Raw genomic sequence first — 14687 nt, 5'->3', positions numbered from 1 at the left:
GGTGCGTCCTCGGTTCAGATCGTCTCAGGGGTGGCGGCGGTGACCAGTCCCCCCGTGGTGAGCGGTGGCACGACGCCCAAGTTCAGCAGTTCACGGAACGCCGCCTGCGAAGCAAGTTGGCGGACGTGGACCTGGTAGCGGCTGGTGGTGCGGAACACCTCGTCAGCTTCTTCACCCACGGCTTGCAGGAGCCCGCGGTCGGCGAGCCATTTGAGCGCTCGGCTCACCATGCCCCGGGTGGTGTCGCTGTTGTGCCTGCTGTCCTTGGTAGCCGCGACCTCCGGGCGTCTGAGGTAGGCGCGCCAGGCGCGTTCGAGTTCCGGTTCGTCGATGGAGGGGTCGGCGTTGCCGGAGTCCTTGGTCGCGCGCTCGTCCAGCACGCGGCAGGTCTCCCGCACGACCGCGTCGACCGCGTCGACCGCGACGCGGCCCACATATTGGTCGTTGGCCAGGTCGTCCGAACGGGGGAAGCACAGCGCCGCAACTGCGAGATGCGCGATCCCGTGCAGGACCTTCTCGGTGTCGCGCCGCTCACGCAACTTCGCCTGCCTCGCGTAGTCCTCCATCCTGATCTCGAACACCGAGCCGGGTTCGGCCGCCAACACGATGCCGCTGCGCGAGGTCACGTCGAGCACGAGAAGCCCCAAGCCCACCGCGATCGCGTCGACAGAGGCGGCGAACACCTCGTCGTACTGGTAGCGGCGCACCAGTTCGCGGTAGGTAACGTCACGGTCGGGCACGTGCTTGCGCCGCAGGCCCAAGGCAACCAGCCGGGCCGCTTGTTCGGTGTCGGTCGTGTCGAGCCGGTTCACGCGGACTCCTCGTGGGCGGCGACGACGTCTTCGACAGGCGCGTCGGAGGGCAAGTCGACCACTTCGGCAGTGGTGAGCAAGAGATCGTCGCCCGCCACGTCGGCGAACGACGGTTCGACGGAATAACCAGCGGCGACCGCAAGCAACACCTTGTCCCGGCCGTGCTTGACCGCCGCGCCAATAGCCGGGCTGTAGGCGTTGGTAGCGCGCAAGGCAACGAGCACGGGCAGATCGTCATCGAAATCAGCGGCCTCCCGCAGCACCGCGCTGAGCGGGCGGACGCGGCCGGTCAGTTCGAGCAGGGTATCGGCCATGCGCCGGTGTTCATCGGTGAACCGCCTGTCGTCCGGAGCCTCGTCGATCGCGGGGTTGACCACGGGGCCAGCCGTGCGGTCGCGGTCGGCCACCGGCCGCAGCAGCATGGACACCAGTGAGGGCAGCGATGGGATGTCCGGGCTCTCGATGCCGGAGGCGGCGCGGAAGAATTGCTCCAACGGGCCCACCGCGTCGGTGATGGGCAGGTCCAACATGGGTTTCAGCAGTTGGCCGTGCAGGTCCAGTGCCGCCCGCTGCGGCGGGCCGGAGAAATGTTGGCGGTCCTGTTCCTCACGGAACACGGCACGCGCGGACTGCAGACGACTCTGCAACTGGGTGTGCCTACGGATGCAATCCGCCACGATGTCGACCAGTTCGGCGGCCCGGCGCTTGTGGTCGGGGTCGTCGGACCCGTCGCGCGCGTCGGTGATGTTGCGCAGGATGGCGTGCTCGACCTTGAACCGCTCCTCGATGTGGGCGAGCGCTTTGTCGAGCATGTCGGGCAGCTCGTGCTCCCAGTCCACGACGCGCACATCCCGGCGCGTGGCGTCGAGCTTGTGCCGCAACATCTCGCCGTACTGGACGGTGCGGTAGCGCGCCTGCTCCGCGGCGACCCGCGCGTCGGCCAGCTGACCGCGGTTGATCAAGTTGTCCAGCTTCACCTCAGCGGCCACCTGCGCGGACGCGACGTCGGTGTCGAGCGCGCCGACGAGCACGTTGATCGCCTCGTCGGTGGTCCGAAGGTAGATCTCGCCGCGGGCTCCCGGTACCTCGCGCACCAGCTTGAAGTCGAACGTGCGCCGCTGATACTCGCCGTTCACGTCGATCTCGCCGTAGGCGTGCCGGAATACCCGGTCGACGGTGCCGACGTTGATCAGCTTCTCCAGGACCCAGCGCGCCACACGTCGGTGTTCGTCAGGGCTCCGGCCAGGGGCCTGGGCCGCCACAAAGGGCACTACCCGCTCCCGGACGGCGTCGTGGACAGCTCCGGTGTCGAAATCCATCGCGATGGTGATGTGGTCGATGGTGTGCATGGCGATCTCCGCCATCTGGTAGATCGACGCGTCGACCCAGTCGAGCTTGGCCTTGTGGTAGTCCAACTCGTGCAGCGGAACGGTGCAGGCCAAGGCCTTCAGCCTGCGGGTCAGGCCCAGGTCCGCGCTGGCCGTGGGGCGGAGGCCGCGTCCGGCGCCGCGCTTCGGCTCCGTCTGCGGCGGGGGTGGTGCTGGCTCCGTCGGGCCGGACCTGTCCGTTCTGGTGGGCGCGGGCAGGCCGAGGGCGGCCCGGCACCGCGCCGCGAGGTCGGCGGCCTCTTCGAACCCCTCGGCTTCCGCGAGCGCACACCACTCCAGCGCATCGGCGTAACGCTCCGAGCGGGTCAGCACACCGGCCAAACGGAGGACCGCATCGCCGACGCCTTCTTCCGCCGCCAACGTCAACTGCGCGGCGGCTTCGACGAGGTCTCCGCGGCCCTCCGCACGACGTCCTTCGGCCAATGCACGCTCGGCATGTGCGAACCGCTTCACCTCGGCATGTGCCTCGTCGTCCGCGCCGCGAGTTGTCGAGCGGCGGCGCTGCTCCGCCTCCACCTGGTTCATCCACCGCCGCACGGCGAGATCGTCCGCCGGGGACGTATCGGCTTGACGTTCGTGACGAAACAGCTCCTCGGGATTCATGGCACGTCGTCCTGTTGCACAGGTGGCAGCAGGTCTCGCAACTGGGCATAGGCACGCGCCAGGTGACCTCGCACGGCCGACTCCTTGAGATCAAGACAGACGGCGATCTCTCCCACGCTCAGGTCGAAGGTGTGCCGGATGGTGACGACTTGACGCAGTCTCGGGGATAGTTGCCGTACCGCGTCCCAGAGCTCGGAGCTCTTGACCAACGCTTCGGAAGGGTCAGCGACGGTTTCCCGGACGCTGGCTGGCGATGTGTGCAGCGGACGACGCCGTCCTCGGCGCAGGAGGTAGAGCTTGTGGGAGGTAACCCTAAGCACCCACCCCAGCGGTCGCTCCATGACGGACACCGCCTGCCACTCCCGGTATGCGTCAACCAGGGCGTCCTGCAACGCGTCCTCGCCCTCCTCCGGGCTGTCCGCGACCCGCCTGACGTACCGAAGTAGTTCGGACCGCCTTTGCCGGATGAACTGCTCGTAGTCGAGCGGCTGGGGGACCTCCTCTAGTTCGCCATCACCCGCTGGGAGATCTCCTACGTCCCCGTTCACCAACATGCCCTCGTGCACTAGGACCACTCGGATCGTTCGCTCGTCACCGACACCCTCATCCCTCTCCGTAGTCCCACACCCGACGGTGAAAGGTGCGCGAACACCTCGATCCGCTGCATGGGAGGCTGCATCCGGCCGAGGATCACCCGAACAGCGCAGTGCAAGTAAGCAGACTCCAGACAGGCATATATACCCCAAAGAGTGAACCCGCCGTACAGCACCCCGGGCCCGGCACATCAACTCCGCAATACTGCGGCGTCACGGATCTGCAGGTTCAGTGCAATGACGTGAAACTTGTTTACAATTGTTAGAGCAGCGAAATGAAGGCGGTCCCACGGCCCAGGGGCGGCGCTTGCAGAGGGGCAGCATGGAGATGCCGTACAGGATGGTCGTCACGACGCCGCTACCGCTGACGCCAAGCCTAGCCGGAGGCTTGACCAGCGCATAGCGTCGTTCCCCTTGCCCGGCCCACCTCGGCAGGATGTCGACGAGCCGATCGATACGTGCTCATACGAGTTCGATCTCTTCGAGGTAGCGACTCGGTCCGGCGTCGACTCGCCGCCCCCATCGGGTGAGAACAAAGCCGGAGTAAAAGATCTGCAACTCGTCACGGGCGCGTGTGATTGAGGCGTAGAACTTTCGCCGCTCTTCCGCAAGTTCGGCGACGGTGGCCGACTGATATTGAGTCGAAAGTGATCACCTTCCTGTAAGTTGATCACTCGTGATCGAGGTGGAGGGTGCGCGCCGGTTGTCGCCCGCGGAGCGTGAGGTGCTGCGGTTGCGGGTCGTTGCCGCGTTGGAGTCCGGTCGGGTCGAGGGCTATCGGCAGGCCGCGGAGGTGTTCGGGGTCTCGGAGCGCTCGGTGGGCACCTGGTGGCGTGCCTACCGGCGGGCGGGTCGCGACGGCCTGGTGACCCGCGAAGGACGGCCCGGCCCCGCGGAACTGATCACCTCGGAGGACCGGGGCACCCTGTTCGCGGCGATGGCCGACTACACGCCGGAGGAGTTGCTGATCGGCGGCCCGCTGTGGACCCGCCCGGCGGTGGTCGAGCTGATCCGACTGGTCGTGGGTGTGAACATGACCGGTCAGGGCGTGGGGTTGTGGCTGCGCCGGCACGGCTTCACCCCGCGGCGCCCGGCCCGGCGGGCCTACGAGCAGCAGTCCGCCGCGGTACGGGCATGGCTGGATGAGGACTATCCGGCGATCGAGGCACGTGCGAGGGCCGAGGGCGCGGCGATCGCGTGGGTCGACCAGTGCGGGCTGCGCTCCGACGCCTCACCGCCAGGCCGCTCGTGGGCGCCGAAGGGTCGCACGCCGATCGTGCGGGTGACCGGGAAACGGCTGCGTGTCAACGTCATGTCCGCCGTCGGTCCACGCGGCGCGCTGTGGTTCACCGTGTTCACCGAGCGGTTCACAGCGCCGGTGTTCACCACGTTCCTCGACCGCACCGCCCGCCAGGCCGGCAGGAAAATCCACGTCATCGCCGACCGACACCCCGTACACAGAAGCAAGGCCGTCCGCGCCTGGCTGAAGGACAACACCGACCGGGTCGAACTGCACCTCATGCCCGGCTACAGCCCCGAACTCAACCCGGACGAGCTGCTCAACGCCGACCTCAAACGCAACGTCAACGCCTCCCCGCGCCCACAACGTCGACCGGCTCGCCCACGAGACCCGACGCTTCCTACGACGCCGCCAACGCCAACCGCACATCGTCCGCGGCTACTTCCAGGCACCGCACGTCCGCTACGCCGCCATGTAGGCAACCGATCACTTTCGGCTCAATAACCCGCCAGACCGTTCCCCGACTGCTCGCCCAGCCCGGCATCGGGCCGATCTGCGCCGCCCAACTTCTCGTCACCGCGGGCGACAATCCCGAACATCTGGGCGGCGAGGCCGCCTTCGCGGCGTTGTGCGGCGTAAGCCCTGTCGAACACTCCAGCGGGAAGACCCAGCGCCACAGGCTCAACCGCAGCGGTGATCGCGCGACCAATAGTGCACTGTGGACAATCGCGGTCAACAGGCTCATCCACGACCGTCGCACACGGGAGTACGCGGCACGCCGTACCGCCGGCGGCTCCACCCGCAAGGAGATCATCGACATAGGGGCATCAACGCCCTGATGGAGACTTCCTTCTCCTCGTTGAAGATCGAGCTGGTCTACCGCCGGTCCTGGCGCACCCGCGACGAAGCCGAGACCGAGCTGTTCCGCTATATCGACGGGTTCTACAACCCCGGGCGCATCCCGAAGAATCTCGGCTGGCTCGGTTCGGATGAGTACGAAGCCGCTTGGCACGCCGCTCAGACCCGGCCAGCTACCATCCCGGCGGCACCGACCGCATCCAGGTAACGACTGCCTCGGGTTATCGGGGAAGCTCACCGCGATCCTCCCCATATCATCGAGCACGACGGCGAGGACGGGGAACTGCCCACCATCCGCGCCGCCCTCGCCAACTCGAAGCCTGACTCACCGAGACCGCCTGGCGTGCACGTGGCGCGCCAGGATCCGGATGCGGTGCCAGGGGCCGTGTTGCAGTTTCCACAGATCGCGCAGGACCTCGCAGGTGGTGAAGACGCGTTCCGCGCCGGGGAGCAGGATGGTGCGCAGGGCGCCGGAGCGGGAGCCGATCGTCTCGTACTGGGCGCGGAGGGCGCGGTAGCGGGTGCTCAGCACGGTGTCCGGTGAACCCGGGTCGTAGGAGTCGCGCAACTCCCGGTGGCGGTAGGTGACCCAGGCCAGGAGGCTGCTGGCCTGGGAGAACCACTCGGTCGACACGGTCGCGTGGCCGTCGCGCGCGGAGCCGGTGACGGCGTGGGCGAGGCTGTTGCGGAGGTCCGAGCGGGTGCGGAAGGGGTGGACGCCAGCGGTTTGGCCGGGTTCTTCCAGTACCGTTAGGAGGTTCCTGGCCCGCGTGCGGGCGAACCACGCCAGGTCGGGGGTGCGGAGCATGTGTTCGAGTACGCGGCCCTCGGTTTCGGCCAGGAGTAGGGCATGCTCGTCGCCGAGTGCGGCGGCGACCCGGCGGCGGTGGTGGGTCAGCCACAGGTAGGCGGGCAGCAGCCTGCCCTGGACCCACCAGGTGGCGCCGATGCGTTCCACCCTGCGCACGCGTTCCGCATCGGTGACCGGGCGGACCCGCCGCCAGAACCCGCGCAGGTCGTTCCAGCGGCCCTGTTCCCACAGCAGGGCGCTGGTCGCGGCGCGGAGCAGGGTGCGGGGTGCGTTCGGCGGTGGCGGGGAGAGCAGTGCGCGGACCTCCTTGAACAGGCCGATCTCCAGAAACAGTTCCAGGGCGGCGACCTCGCGCAGTGAGTCGTCCACGGTGAACGTCGGTGGACTGGGATCACGGGGCACCGCGTGGCCCAGCAGCGGGAAACCCCAGCCCCGGCCCAGCACGTCCAGCACCACCTCGGTCGGGCCGCACAGCACGTCGACGCGCGCGCCCGCCCGGCGCAGTGCCCGCACCAGCGGTGGCAGCGCCTCATCGGAGGTGACGAAGTGCGGCGGGTGTCCGCTGTACAGCAGCCACAGCACGCGCGTCCCCGCCAAGGCGCCGGCGGGGAGGCTCACCACCACCACGTCCACGTCGAAGAAGTCGCTTCCGCTGTAGCCCAGCACCAGCACCGCCGGGCGGGCGCGCAACGCGTCCAGAAACCGGGTGGCGAGGTCGGGCGGGAAGCCCTTCTCGATGCGCGCCAGCGTGACACCGAGGACGCCGCCGCGCGGGCCGGTGGCGCCGTGGAAGTGCAGCACGCCGTCCGGGTTCGGCGGGTGGCCGAGCGCAGCGCCCGCCTTCTCCACGCACTCGTCGAAGTTCGCCGTCAGGTGACCACCGCCCCGGGCCAGGTGGTGGGCCAGGAAGCGGTGCAGGCGGTTGGGCGCCGCGTGAGCCACGTCGGCGACGCTGTCGTCCACCGCCTGCTCGCCGTGGACCCGGGCGACCACCCCGAGCACTGTCTCCAGCCTGGGCAGTCTCAGGTCGGTGCCCGGCGGGCTGTCCGGACACGGCGGGGTCGCGAGCCACCCCAACTCCTCGTGGGCGGTCAGGACCGTCGCCAAGGTGCCGGACGGGAAGTACGCGGTAAAGACCCGCTCGGTCAGCTCGTAGCCGGTTGGCAGGGACGACGGGCCCTCGACAGAGGTGCCCGCGCCGCTGAGCACGGTCACCTCCCGCGGCGCGGTCGCGATCAGCCAGTCCAGGTCACGCACCGGTTCGCTCCACTTCCGTCGGCGGTCACGGGGTCGGGGTGTTCAGCGGCACGAATCGCTGGCCGGTCAGGGCAGCCACCACCGACCCGATCACCAGCGACGTGGCGCCGGAGTCGGCGCCGTCGAACGTGATCGGCGGCGCGATCGGGAACGCCCGCGTCCACTCGTCCGGGACGCTCACATCCACACCGGGCACGAGGAGGTGAACCGAGCGGATCCCATGCGCGGCGAGCATGGCGTTCCCCTCGACGTGGGTGGGCGGCAGGTCGGTGACGATACCGTCCGACAGCAGCAGCAGCGCCGTCTCGCATCCGTCGTCGGGGAAACCCGCCACCCGGTCGAGCAACTGCTCCACCCGGGTGTCCCCGGTGTCGACCGCCGGGGCGGCGAGGGCGGGCACGTCCGACTTCACCGGCTGGGGTGGCAACCGGACGCTCGCACCCAGCGCGAAGTCCACGACCGCGACCCGGTCCGCGTCCCGTAGCGAATAGCCCTCCTTCGCCCACCGCAGCAGGCTCTTCAGCGCCTCGTCACGGGGATGGGCGTACTGGTCCATCGAGCCCGACACGTCCAGGCCGATCACGATCCGCAGGCATGCGGGCCCGCGCGGGCCGACCAGCGCGTAGCCCTCGATCGTCGACGGCAACGGCGGGTTCTCCCGCCGCCACTGGTACCACCCCGACAGCAGCGCCAGCAGGACCAGCAGTACGGGCAGCACCTTCCGGCGGCCCCATCGCGCGAAGGTCGCAGACGCGGCGAGGTCGGCGGACAGCCTGAGCACCCCGCGCATCAGGACCTCCCGCAGCGCGGATCGTCGTTCTCGGGATCGACGACGGTGAACTCGACCGTCGGGTCGCCCGGCCGGTGCCGACTGGTGGGCCCGGGATGCCCGTTGTGCCTGGGTGCCCCGGCCTGCGGCCTCTCTCGGCCCTGCACACGCAGCCACATGTCCCTCAGTCGGGCGCTCAACTGGTCCTGGTCCAGCGGCGGCCAGTGGCGCAGGACGTCGATCGCGTCGGCGAGCACCGGCATGGTTCCCAGCGGCAGGTCCTCGCCCAGCAGGTGCAGCGGCTCGTCGGCGGGCAGCGCCATCGCGCTGCGCCTGCCCCCGTTCCGGTTGTCCTGGTGCGGTCTTCGCGTCTGGCGCGGCCGGACCGTTCGCTCCGGGTCGTCCCACCGGGCACGCCCCTCGAACACGAGGTGCGCGCCCACCACCTCCACCCGCGTGGCCTCGTCGCGGTGCTGCTGCACCAGGGAGCGCAACGCCGTCCACGCCGTGGTGTGCTCGGTGTTGGCCTTGATGACCGCCCGCCGCAGCCGGTCGAAGTCGCCGGCCTGCCGGTCATACTGGGCGCGGACCTCCGAGACCAGCAGCAGCCGCATCGCCGTGTCCGCCACCAAGAACAGCACGAACAGCAACGCCATCGCCCACGCCGGCACCTTCGGGCCCAACACACCCGCCGCGCCGAACCGGAACAGCACGAGCTGGAAGATCGCCAGGCACACCAGCACCAGCACAACCACGCCGAGCACCGCGCCGAGGTGTCGCCGCCGCGAGATGCCCTCGTAGTTCATCAGCCACCGGTGGCCGGTGAAGCCGACCACCCGCGCCACCACGACACCTACCACCGGGATCACCAGCCCCAGCAGCACGGCACCGACGCGCTCCGGGCTGAGCGGCCCGTACTTGCTGCCGTACCCGTAGCTGAACAGCCCGTACCAGAAGAACACCTCCACCACCACGAACAGCAACTCGGCGTAGAGCAGCTTCCGGGGGTCGATACCGGGCTGGTTCGCATCGAAGTACTCGCCCGATGCATCTCTCTCCGCGCGCTCTCCGTCCTCCGGCCGCACGGCTGTCTTCCGCGCGGCCAGCGCCTCACGGCGCAATTCCCACCGGGGTTCCGCCTCGACGTCCTCAAGGCGTTCCCAGACGCGGACGGCCGCGTGGGCGCGGTCGGTCACCGCGTCCTGCAAGCGTCGCAACTTCTTCGCGGCGTCCCGGTCGTGCGCGGCGTGAGTCTGGATCACGCCCAGCACAGCCGGCATCTCACCTTGAAGCACGCCGCTGGCCGATCCGCCGCCCGACCCCGTCCCAGGTTCCGATTCCGGCTCCGCGGCGGTGGACCTGACGTCCGCACCGGTACGCCGCTTGTGCCAGCGGCGCAGACCTTGCCGGATCCTCCCCTCCTCGTGCCGCGCCAGCAGACCGGCCGGCAACCCCAGCAAGAACAAGACCGTGGACAGGACCCGGTTCATCGGTCGCACCCCGCTTCCGTGATGACGACCGTGACGCGGCGGTTGCGCGCAGCCGCCGCCTCGTCGTGCGTGCGGCCGGGGAACTCGTCGACCAGTGGCGCGGTCGAGCCCCAGCCCTCCGTGGTCAGCCGGGAGCCCGCCACGCCGAACTCCACCAGCTTCGTCTTCACCGCCTCAGCCCGCAGGCGCGACTTCACGACGCGGCCAGAGTCGTCACCGTAGGCGGCGGCGTGGCCGTCGACGCGGGCCCGCGCGCCCGCCCGCGCCCGCAATTGTCGGGCTATCTCGCCCAGAACCTCGTCCGCGCCGGGTTCCAGGACCGTGCTCTCGCCCGCGAACAGCAGCACGCCGGGGATAATGATCTCCGTGCCGTCGCACGGCAACGCGACGGACTCGACCTCGGGCACGGTCACCGGGTCGGCGGGCAGGTCGGGCAGCGGGTCCAGGGCGGCGCCGGACGTACTGTCGAAGGTCGCCGTGGCGCCCGCCTTGGTCAGCACCGCCGTCCAGATGCGCTCCAAATCGGCCCGCACGGGCTGCGGCAGCGGCGGCACCGTGGCGCCCAAGCCGTTCCACAGCAGTGAGATCCCCGACAGCTGCGGCGCGAAGGCATCGGCGTCTGCCAGCCGTTGGGCCACGCGGTCGCCGGGAGCGCCGAAGCCCAGCACGTCGAGGTCGAACTGGCCGACGTTGGCGATCCCATCGGATAGCACGATCACCTTGGCGGGCCGCTCTAGCGCGGCGGCGTTGATGATGTCGAGGACGGCACTGCCCCCGGCGGTGGGCCGGGCGAGGTCGTCGCGCGCCCAGGTCGCGACGCACGTCACCACGCCCTTGCGGGCCTGCGCGGCGGCGGGCGAGTCGTCCCCCGGCGCCGGTTCGAGGGCAATTGTGCGCGCCACCCGGGGTGGTGCGCCGGCGCCGTCGACCGGCATGACCAGCAGCCGGTCACCACGCCCCTGGGCCTCGACGAGGGCGGCGGTGACCACGGCCGAGAACCCGGTCGCCCGATGGGAGGCCGTGTTGTCCGGCACCAGGACGGTGGTGCCTGCGGCCTGGTCCGGGGTCACCGCAGCCAGCCGCTCGCACTCCTCCGCAGCGACCGCGCCCGTCGGGGCGTCGGCCTCCGACGAGGCGCACCCGGTGAGCACCAGCAGTCCGGGTAACAGGGACGACAGGAACCGCGCGAACATCGCATTCATGTGCACTCGCAAACGTGAGCTCGAACTCGGACGGGACCGGAACGATGGTCTCGGTTGTGCGCGTACGCACTATGGGAAAACCCACTTTGGGTTAACAGGACCCTAGCCAGTCCGCGCAGTTTATGTCAAACAGACACCAGGATCAGCGCCGTCGGGCGATCGGCGGCACCAGCACGGCGCTCGCCCCCCGCCGGTACACCGCACCGTGCCGCTCCACGAAACCCCCCGCGCCCAGGACTGCGTCGGCGAATCCGCGCGCGCCCAACGGCCTGCCCCACACCGCCTCGTAGACGCCGCGCAGTTCGTCCAAAGTGAACTCTGACGGGAGGAAGTCCAACGCCACCGCGGTGTACTGGAGCCGGTCGCGGAAGGTCGTGACGGCGTCGCGGACGATCGCACGGTGGTCGAAGGCCACCTCGGTCCCGGGCGACCGCAGCACGTCGACCGGGACCCACTCGACGGCGCGGGCGTCGCTGCCAGCACGGGCCGCAACCGCTTCGGGCACGTATCCGGCGAACGCGACGCTGATCATCCACCCGCGCGGGTCCCGCCCGCGCGCCCCGTACACGCCGACCCGCTCCAGGTCGGCGGCGGGCACCGCGAGCCCGGCCTCCTCACCCAGCTCGCGCAGCGCGGCGCCGATCACCGCCTCCCCCTTTTCTACGAACCCGCCGGGCAGCGCGACCGCGCCGCGGTACGGGGGTTTGCCGCGCCGGATGGCGAGGACGTGCAGGCGGCGGTCATGGACGGTGAACAAGGCGATATCAACGGTGAGCCCGGTGCGCAACCGGGCCGGCAGAGTCGTGGTCACATCGGAAAGGTAGCTTTTTGTCAGAACTACATCAAGGGGTGCGCACGGGTGTCACCCAGGCGGCGCAAGGGTTTCGTGCCGTCCGAAGAGGACGGTCAGAGGGGGGTCGACGGTAGGATCGGCCGGTCCAGCATGACCGCGTCGCCCGCGCGGTACAGGGCCGCGGGGCGACCGCTGGTCTTCTCGTTTTCCCCGGTCGGCACGATGAAACCGGTATCGTCGGCGACCTTGCGGTGGAAGTTGGGGCCGTCCAGCTTGACGCCCCACACCGTCTCGTAGACCTCGCGCAGCTGCTTGATCGTAAACCGCGGCCCGCAGAACGACGTGGCGATCGTGGTGAACCGGAGCTTCGCGCGGGCGAGCGCCAGCGCGTCGCGGACGATCTCGGCGTGGTCGAACGCCAAGTCCAGCCCGTCCAGCACGCGGCGCACCGGGACCCAGGCCGCGCTCGCCGCGTCCGTGCCCGCCTCGGCGTCGGCCAGGTCGGGCGCGATCGCAAGGAACGCGCAGGTGGCGATCGGGCCGCGCGGGTCGCGCCCAGGCTCGGAGTACGTCTTCACCTGCTCCAGCGGCAGCGCGCCCCCCCGGATGCCGGTCTCCTCGTGCAACTCACGGACCGCAGCGTCCCCCAGGGACTCCCCCTGCCGGACGAAGCCCCCCGGCAGCGCCCAGGCGCCGCGGTACGGGTCGTTGCCGCGGGTGACCAGCAGGATGCACAGCTCGCGCGCGGTCGTGGGCGAGCCACCGGGCAGCAGGTCCGGCGTCCGGATAGTGAAGATCACCAGGTCCGCGGTGAGCTTCCAGACCTGGTGCGACGGACGTTGCGCGCGGATCATCGGCCGACGATACACCATAAATGTACCATTGACACAAAGCGAGGTCCTCCATATTGTCGCTTCCACAAAAAGTGGACCGATCAATGGAGGTGCCCGTGCCCACTTCGACCCCCGATCGAGGGCTCACCTGGCGCGAGAGCGCCCGCGCCGCGCGCACCGTCCTCGCCGCCGAGCACGGCCGCCGGGCGCGGGCCGCGGTGCGCCCCCGGACCTCGCGCGGCCTCGTCCGCGACCGCGCGCCGCTGGCCGTCGGGTTGTACGCCGCGTCCCGCGACGGCCGGCTGATCCGGCAGGGCCACGACGGGTTCGCACTTCTGGAACCTCCGCTCAGCCGCACCCCGGCACCCCGCTGGCGGGGCCTCGCCCACGCGGTGGTCGACCGGGTGGACCGGAACTGGGGCGCCGTCGTGCTCGGCACTCCCCCGACCCTGGCGCTCCTCACCGCGACCGCCCTGGCCCTGATCCCGGGTACCGGCTTGGTGGCGCTCGTCCCGGTCCTGTTCACGATGGTGCACGTCGCCGTGCTGCTCACCGCCCCTTTGGTGCTCGCGCTACTGCCGCGCCGCGCACCCGGCCCGGACGCCACCCGGTTGAGCCTGCTGTCCGGGACGCACTGGACGATGACGTTGTTCCACCAGGGAAACGACCAGCGCGTCGACGAGCTGTTCGACCGGGTCCGGGAACGCCTGCGGCACCTGCTGACCACCGAGTTGACCGCCACCGGTAGGCAACAAGGCACAGCCGCGGACAACGTGCGGGTGACCGAGTCGCTGGTGTGCCTGCACGACGGCGTCACCACCACGCGGGCCCAGGACCTGATCACCGCCCGACACCCCGGCACGACATGGGGCGACGGCGCGGACTTCTCGGTCGCGCGGTTCGATCAGCACCCGGACGACGCCCCACGCGTGCCCAACCCGCCGCTCGCGTTCGTCCGGCTCTACCTGTGGGCCAACGTGATCGTCGTGCTCGGCCTCGCGCTGCTCGTCTCCGGGCAGGAACGGGCGGCCTGCCTCGACCGGCCGTGCGCGAACGCCCCGACCGAGTACTGGGACGCGTTGATCTGGACCGCCTACCAACTCGTCTGGCGCCAACCGCCCGGCACCGAGGCGGTGAGCGGCTTCGCCGCCGTCATCGGCTGGCTGCTCAGCCCCCTGCTACCGCTGCTCCTGCTGGTCTCGTTCGTCGCATACCGGCGACACCGACGCTACCTCGACCACATCCGCCGCACCAACGGAAGGACCCCGATGAGCACACGCCTCCTCGTCGTCACCGTCACCCCCGAAGAACGGGACGCGGTCATCGACTCGTTCGACCGCTACACCGACAACGAGTCCACGCCGGACTTCCGCCGCGGCCGGGTACCGACCGTCCGGCTCGGCGAGATCGCCGACACCGAGGTGTTCCTCATCCAGGTGCCGACAGCGGGCGGGGTCGGCGCGTCGACGGTGTCCCAGGTCGCCGCCGACGTCATCCGCGACCTCAAGCCGCACTGCGCGATCATCACCGGCATCTGCTACGGCCTCAAGCCCGTCGAACAGGAACTGGGCGACGTGCTGGTGTCCGCAGTCATCCGCGACCTCGACCACGCCAAGCTGACCGACGTTGACGGCCGGGTCGTGCGCCAGGACCGCAGCGAGCGCGTGGCGCCCTCCCCCGTCCTGCACACCGCCGCGATCGCCGCGCAACGCCAGTGGCAGCGCCAGTCCGGTCTTCGAGTCCGGTTCGGCGAGATACTGTCGTGGAATAAGCTCGTCAACTCCGAGCTCGTGGTGACGGACCTGCGGGAGCGCTACCCGGACGCCATCGGCGCCGACATGGAAGGCGCCGCCTTCTACGCCGTGACGCGGTGGGCCGGGGTCGAGAGCATCCTGATCAAGTCGATCTGCGACTGGGCCGACGGCACCAAGGACGACTCCCACCACGTCGTCGCGGCGGCCAATGCGGCGGGTTTCGTCCTCCACCTGGTCCGGGTCGGCGCGATCACCGTCGGCCACCGCTGCTAAAACCTCGGCCG

Annotated in this window: 12 protein-coding genes and 2 pseudogenes; 4 read left to right on the top strand and 10 right to left on the bottom strand. The window is 70.0% G+C overall.

Features of this window, described 5'->3' with window-relative positions:
• Positions 1–14: 14 nt before the first annotated feature.
• The 4 genes and pseudogenes from BN6_RS10165 to BN6_RS50130 form a co-directional block, all read right to left on the bottom strand.
• A complete protein-coding gene (locus tag BN6_RS10165; RefSeq protein ID WP_015099511.1) occupies positions 15–812 on the bottom strand; it encodes a hypothetical protein in 798 nt (265 codons plus the stop codon).
• Complete coding sequence (locus BN6_RS10160) at positions 809–2281, bottom strand: hypothetical protein (RefSeq protein WP_041316434.1); 1473 nt, start codon at positions 2279–2281, stop codon at positions 809–811. The genes BN6_RS10165 and BN6_RS10160 overlap by 4 nt, the downstream gene beginning before the upstream one ends.
• Before the next feature lie 518 nt (positions 2282–2799).
• Entirely contained in the window at positions 2800–3351 is a 552-nt protein-coding gene (locus BN6_RS10155; RefSeq protein ID WP_015099509.1) for an RNA polymerase sigma factor, read from the bottom strand.
• 507 nt (positions 3352–3858) lie between these two features.
• Positions 3859–4008: pseudogene (locus BN6_RS50130) on the bottom strand (hypothetical protein); the annotation flags it as partial.
• Positions 4009–4072: 64 nt separating this feature from the next.
• Here BN6_RS50130 and BN6_RS10150 point away from each other — a divergent pair.
• From BN6_RS10150 to BN6_RS10145, 3 genes and pseudogenes are all read left to right on the top strand, one after another.
• Positions 4073–5140, top strand: a complete 1068-nt coding sequence (locus tag BN6_RS10150; protein ID WP_197540253.1) for an IS630 family transposase — start codon at positions 4073–4075, stop codon at positions 5138–5140.
• Positions 5131–5451 (top strand): annotated as a pseudogene (locus BN6_RS48510) (transposase); the annotation flags it as partial. The gene BN6_RS10150 and the pseudogene BN6_RS48510, both read left to right, overlap by 10 nt.
• Positions 5452–5474: 23 nt before the next feature.
• A complete protein-coding gene (locus BN6_RS10145) occupies positions 5475–5702 on the top strand; it encodes an IS3 family transposase (RefSeq protein ID WP_015099506.1) in 228 nt (75 codons plus the stop codon).
• Positions 5703–5819: 117 nt separating this feature from the next.
• Here the strand turns inward: BN6_RS10145 and BN6_RS10140 are convergent, their stop codons facing one another.
• The 6 genes from BN6_RS10140 to BN6_RS10115 all read right to left on the bottom strand — a co-directional run bounded on the left by BN6_RS10140 (position 5820) and on the right by BN6_RS10115 (position 12670).
• Positions 5820–7562: an SIR2 family protein gene (locus BN6_RS10140; protein ID WP_015099505.1), complete on the bottom strand. Its 1743-nt coding sequence runs from the start codon at positions 7560–7562 to the stop codon at positions 5820–5822.
• 25 nt (positions 7563–7587) lie between these two features.
• A complete protein-coding gene (locus tag BN6_RS10135) occupies positions 7588–8352 on the bottom strand; it encodes a vWA domain-containing protein (protein ID WP_015099504.1) in 765 nt (254 codons plus the stop codon).
• The gene (locus tag BN6_RS10130) at positions 8352–9611 is read right to left on the bottom strand and encodes a hypothetical protein (protein ID WP_148302803.1); all 1260 of its coding nucleotides are present in this window, start codon (positions 9609–9611) and stop codon (positions 8352–8354) included. The genes BN6_RS10135 and BN6_RS10130 overlap by 1 nt, the downstream gene beginning before the upstream one ends.
• A 206-nt stretch (positions 9612–9817) precedes the next feature.
• A complete protein-coding gene (locus BN6_RS41730; RefSeq protein ID WP_015099502.1) occupies positions 9818–11023 on the bottom strand; it encodes an OmpA family protein in 1206 nt (401 codons plus the stop codon).
• Between the two features lie 142 nt (positions 11024–11165).
• A complete protein-coding gene (locus BN6_RS10120) occupies positions 11166–11834 on the bottom strand; it encodes an NUDIX domain-containing protein (protein WP_015099501.1) in 669 nt (222 codons plus the stop codon).
• Positions 11835–11929: 95 nt separating this feature from the next.
• The gene (locus tag BN6_RS10115; RefSeq protein ID WP_015099500.1) at positions 11930–12670 is read right to left on the bottom strand and encodes an NUDIX hydrolase; all 741 of its coding nucleotides are present in this window, start codon (positions 12668–12670) and stop codon (positions 11930–11932) included.
• A gap of 95 nt (positions 12671–12765) precedes the next feature.
• Between BN6_RS10115 and BN6_RS10110 the strand changes: the two genes are divergently transcribed.
• Complete coding sequence (locus BN6_RS10110; protein WP_158509365.1) at positions 12766–14676, top strand: 5'-methylthioadenosine/S-adenosylhomocysteine nucleosidase family protein; 1911 nt, start codon at positions 12766–12768, stop codon at positions 14674–14676.
• Positions 14677–14687 lie beyond the last annotated feature (11 nt).

The organism is Saccharothrix espanaensis DSM 44229, from assembly GCF_000328705.1.
Lineage (GTDB): Bacteria > Actinomycetota > Actinomycetes > Mycobacteriales > Pseudonocardiaceae > Actinosynnema > Actinosynnema espanaense.
The sequence above is the reverse complement of the archived record's forward strand: the minus strand, read 5'-3'. Positions and strand labels throughout refer to the sequence as shown.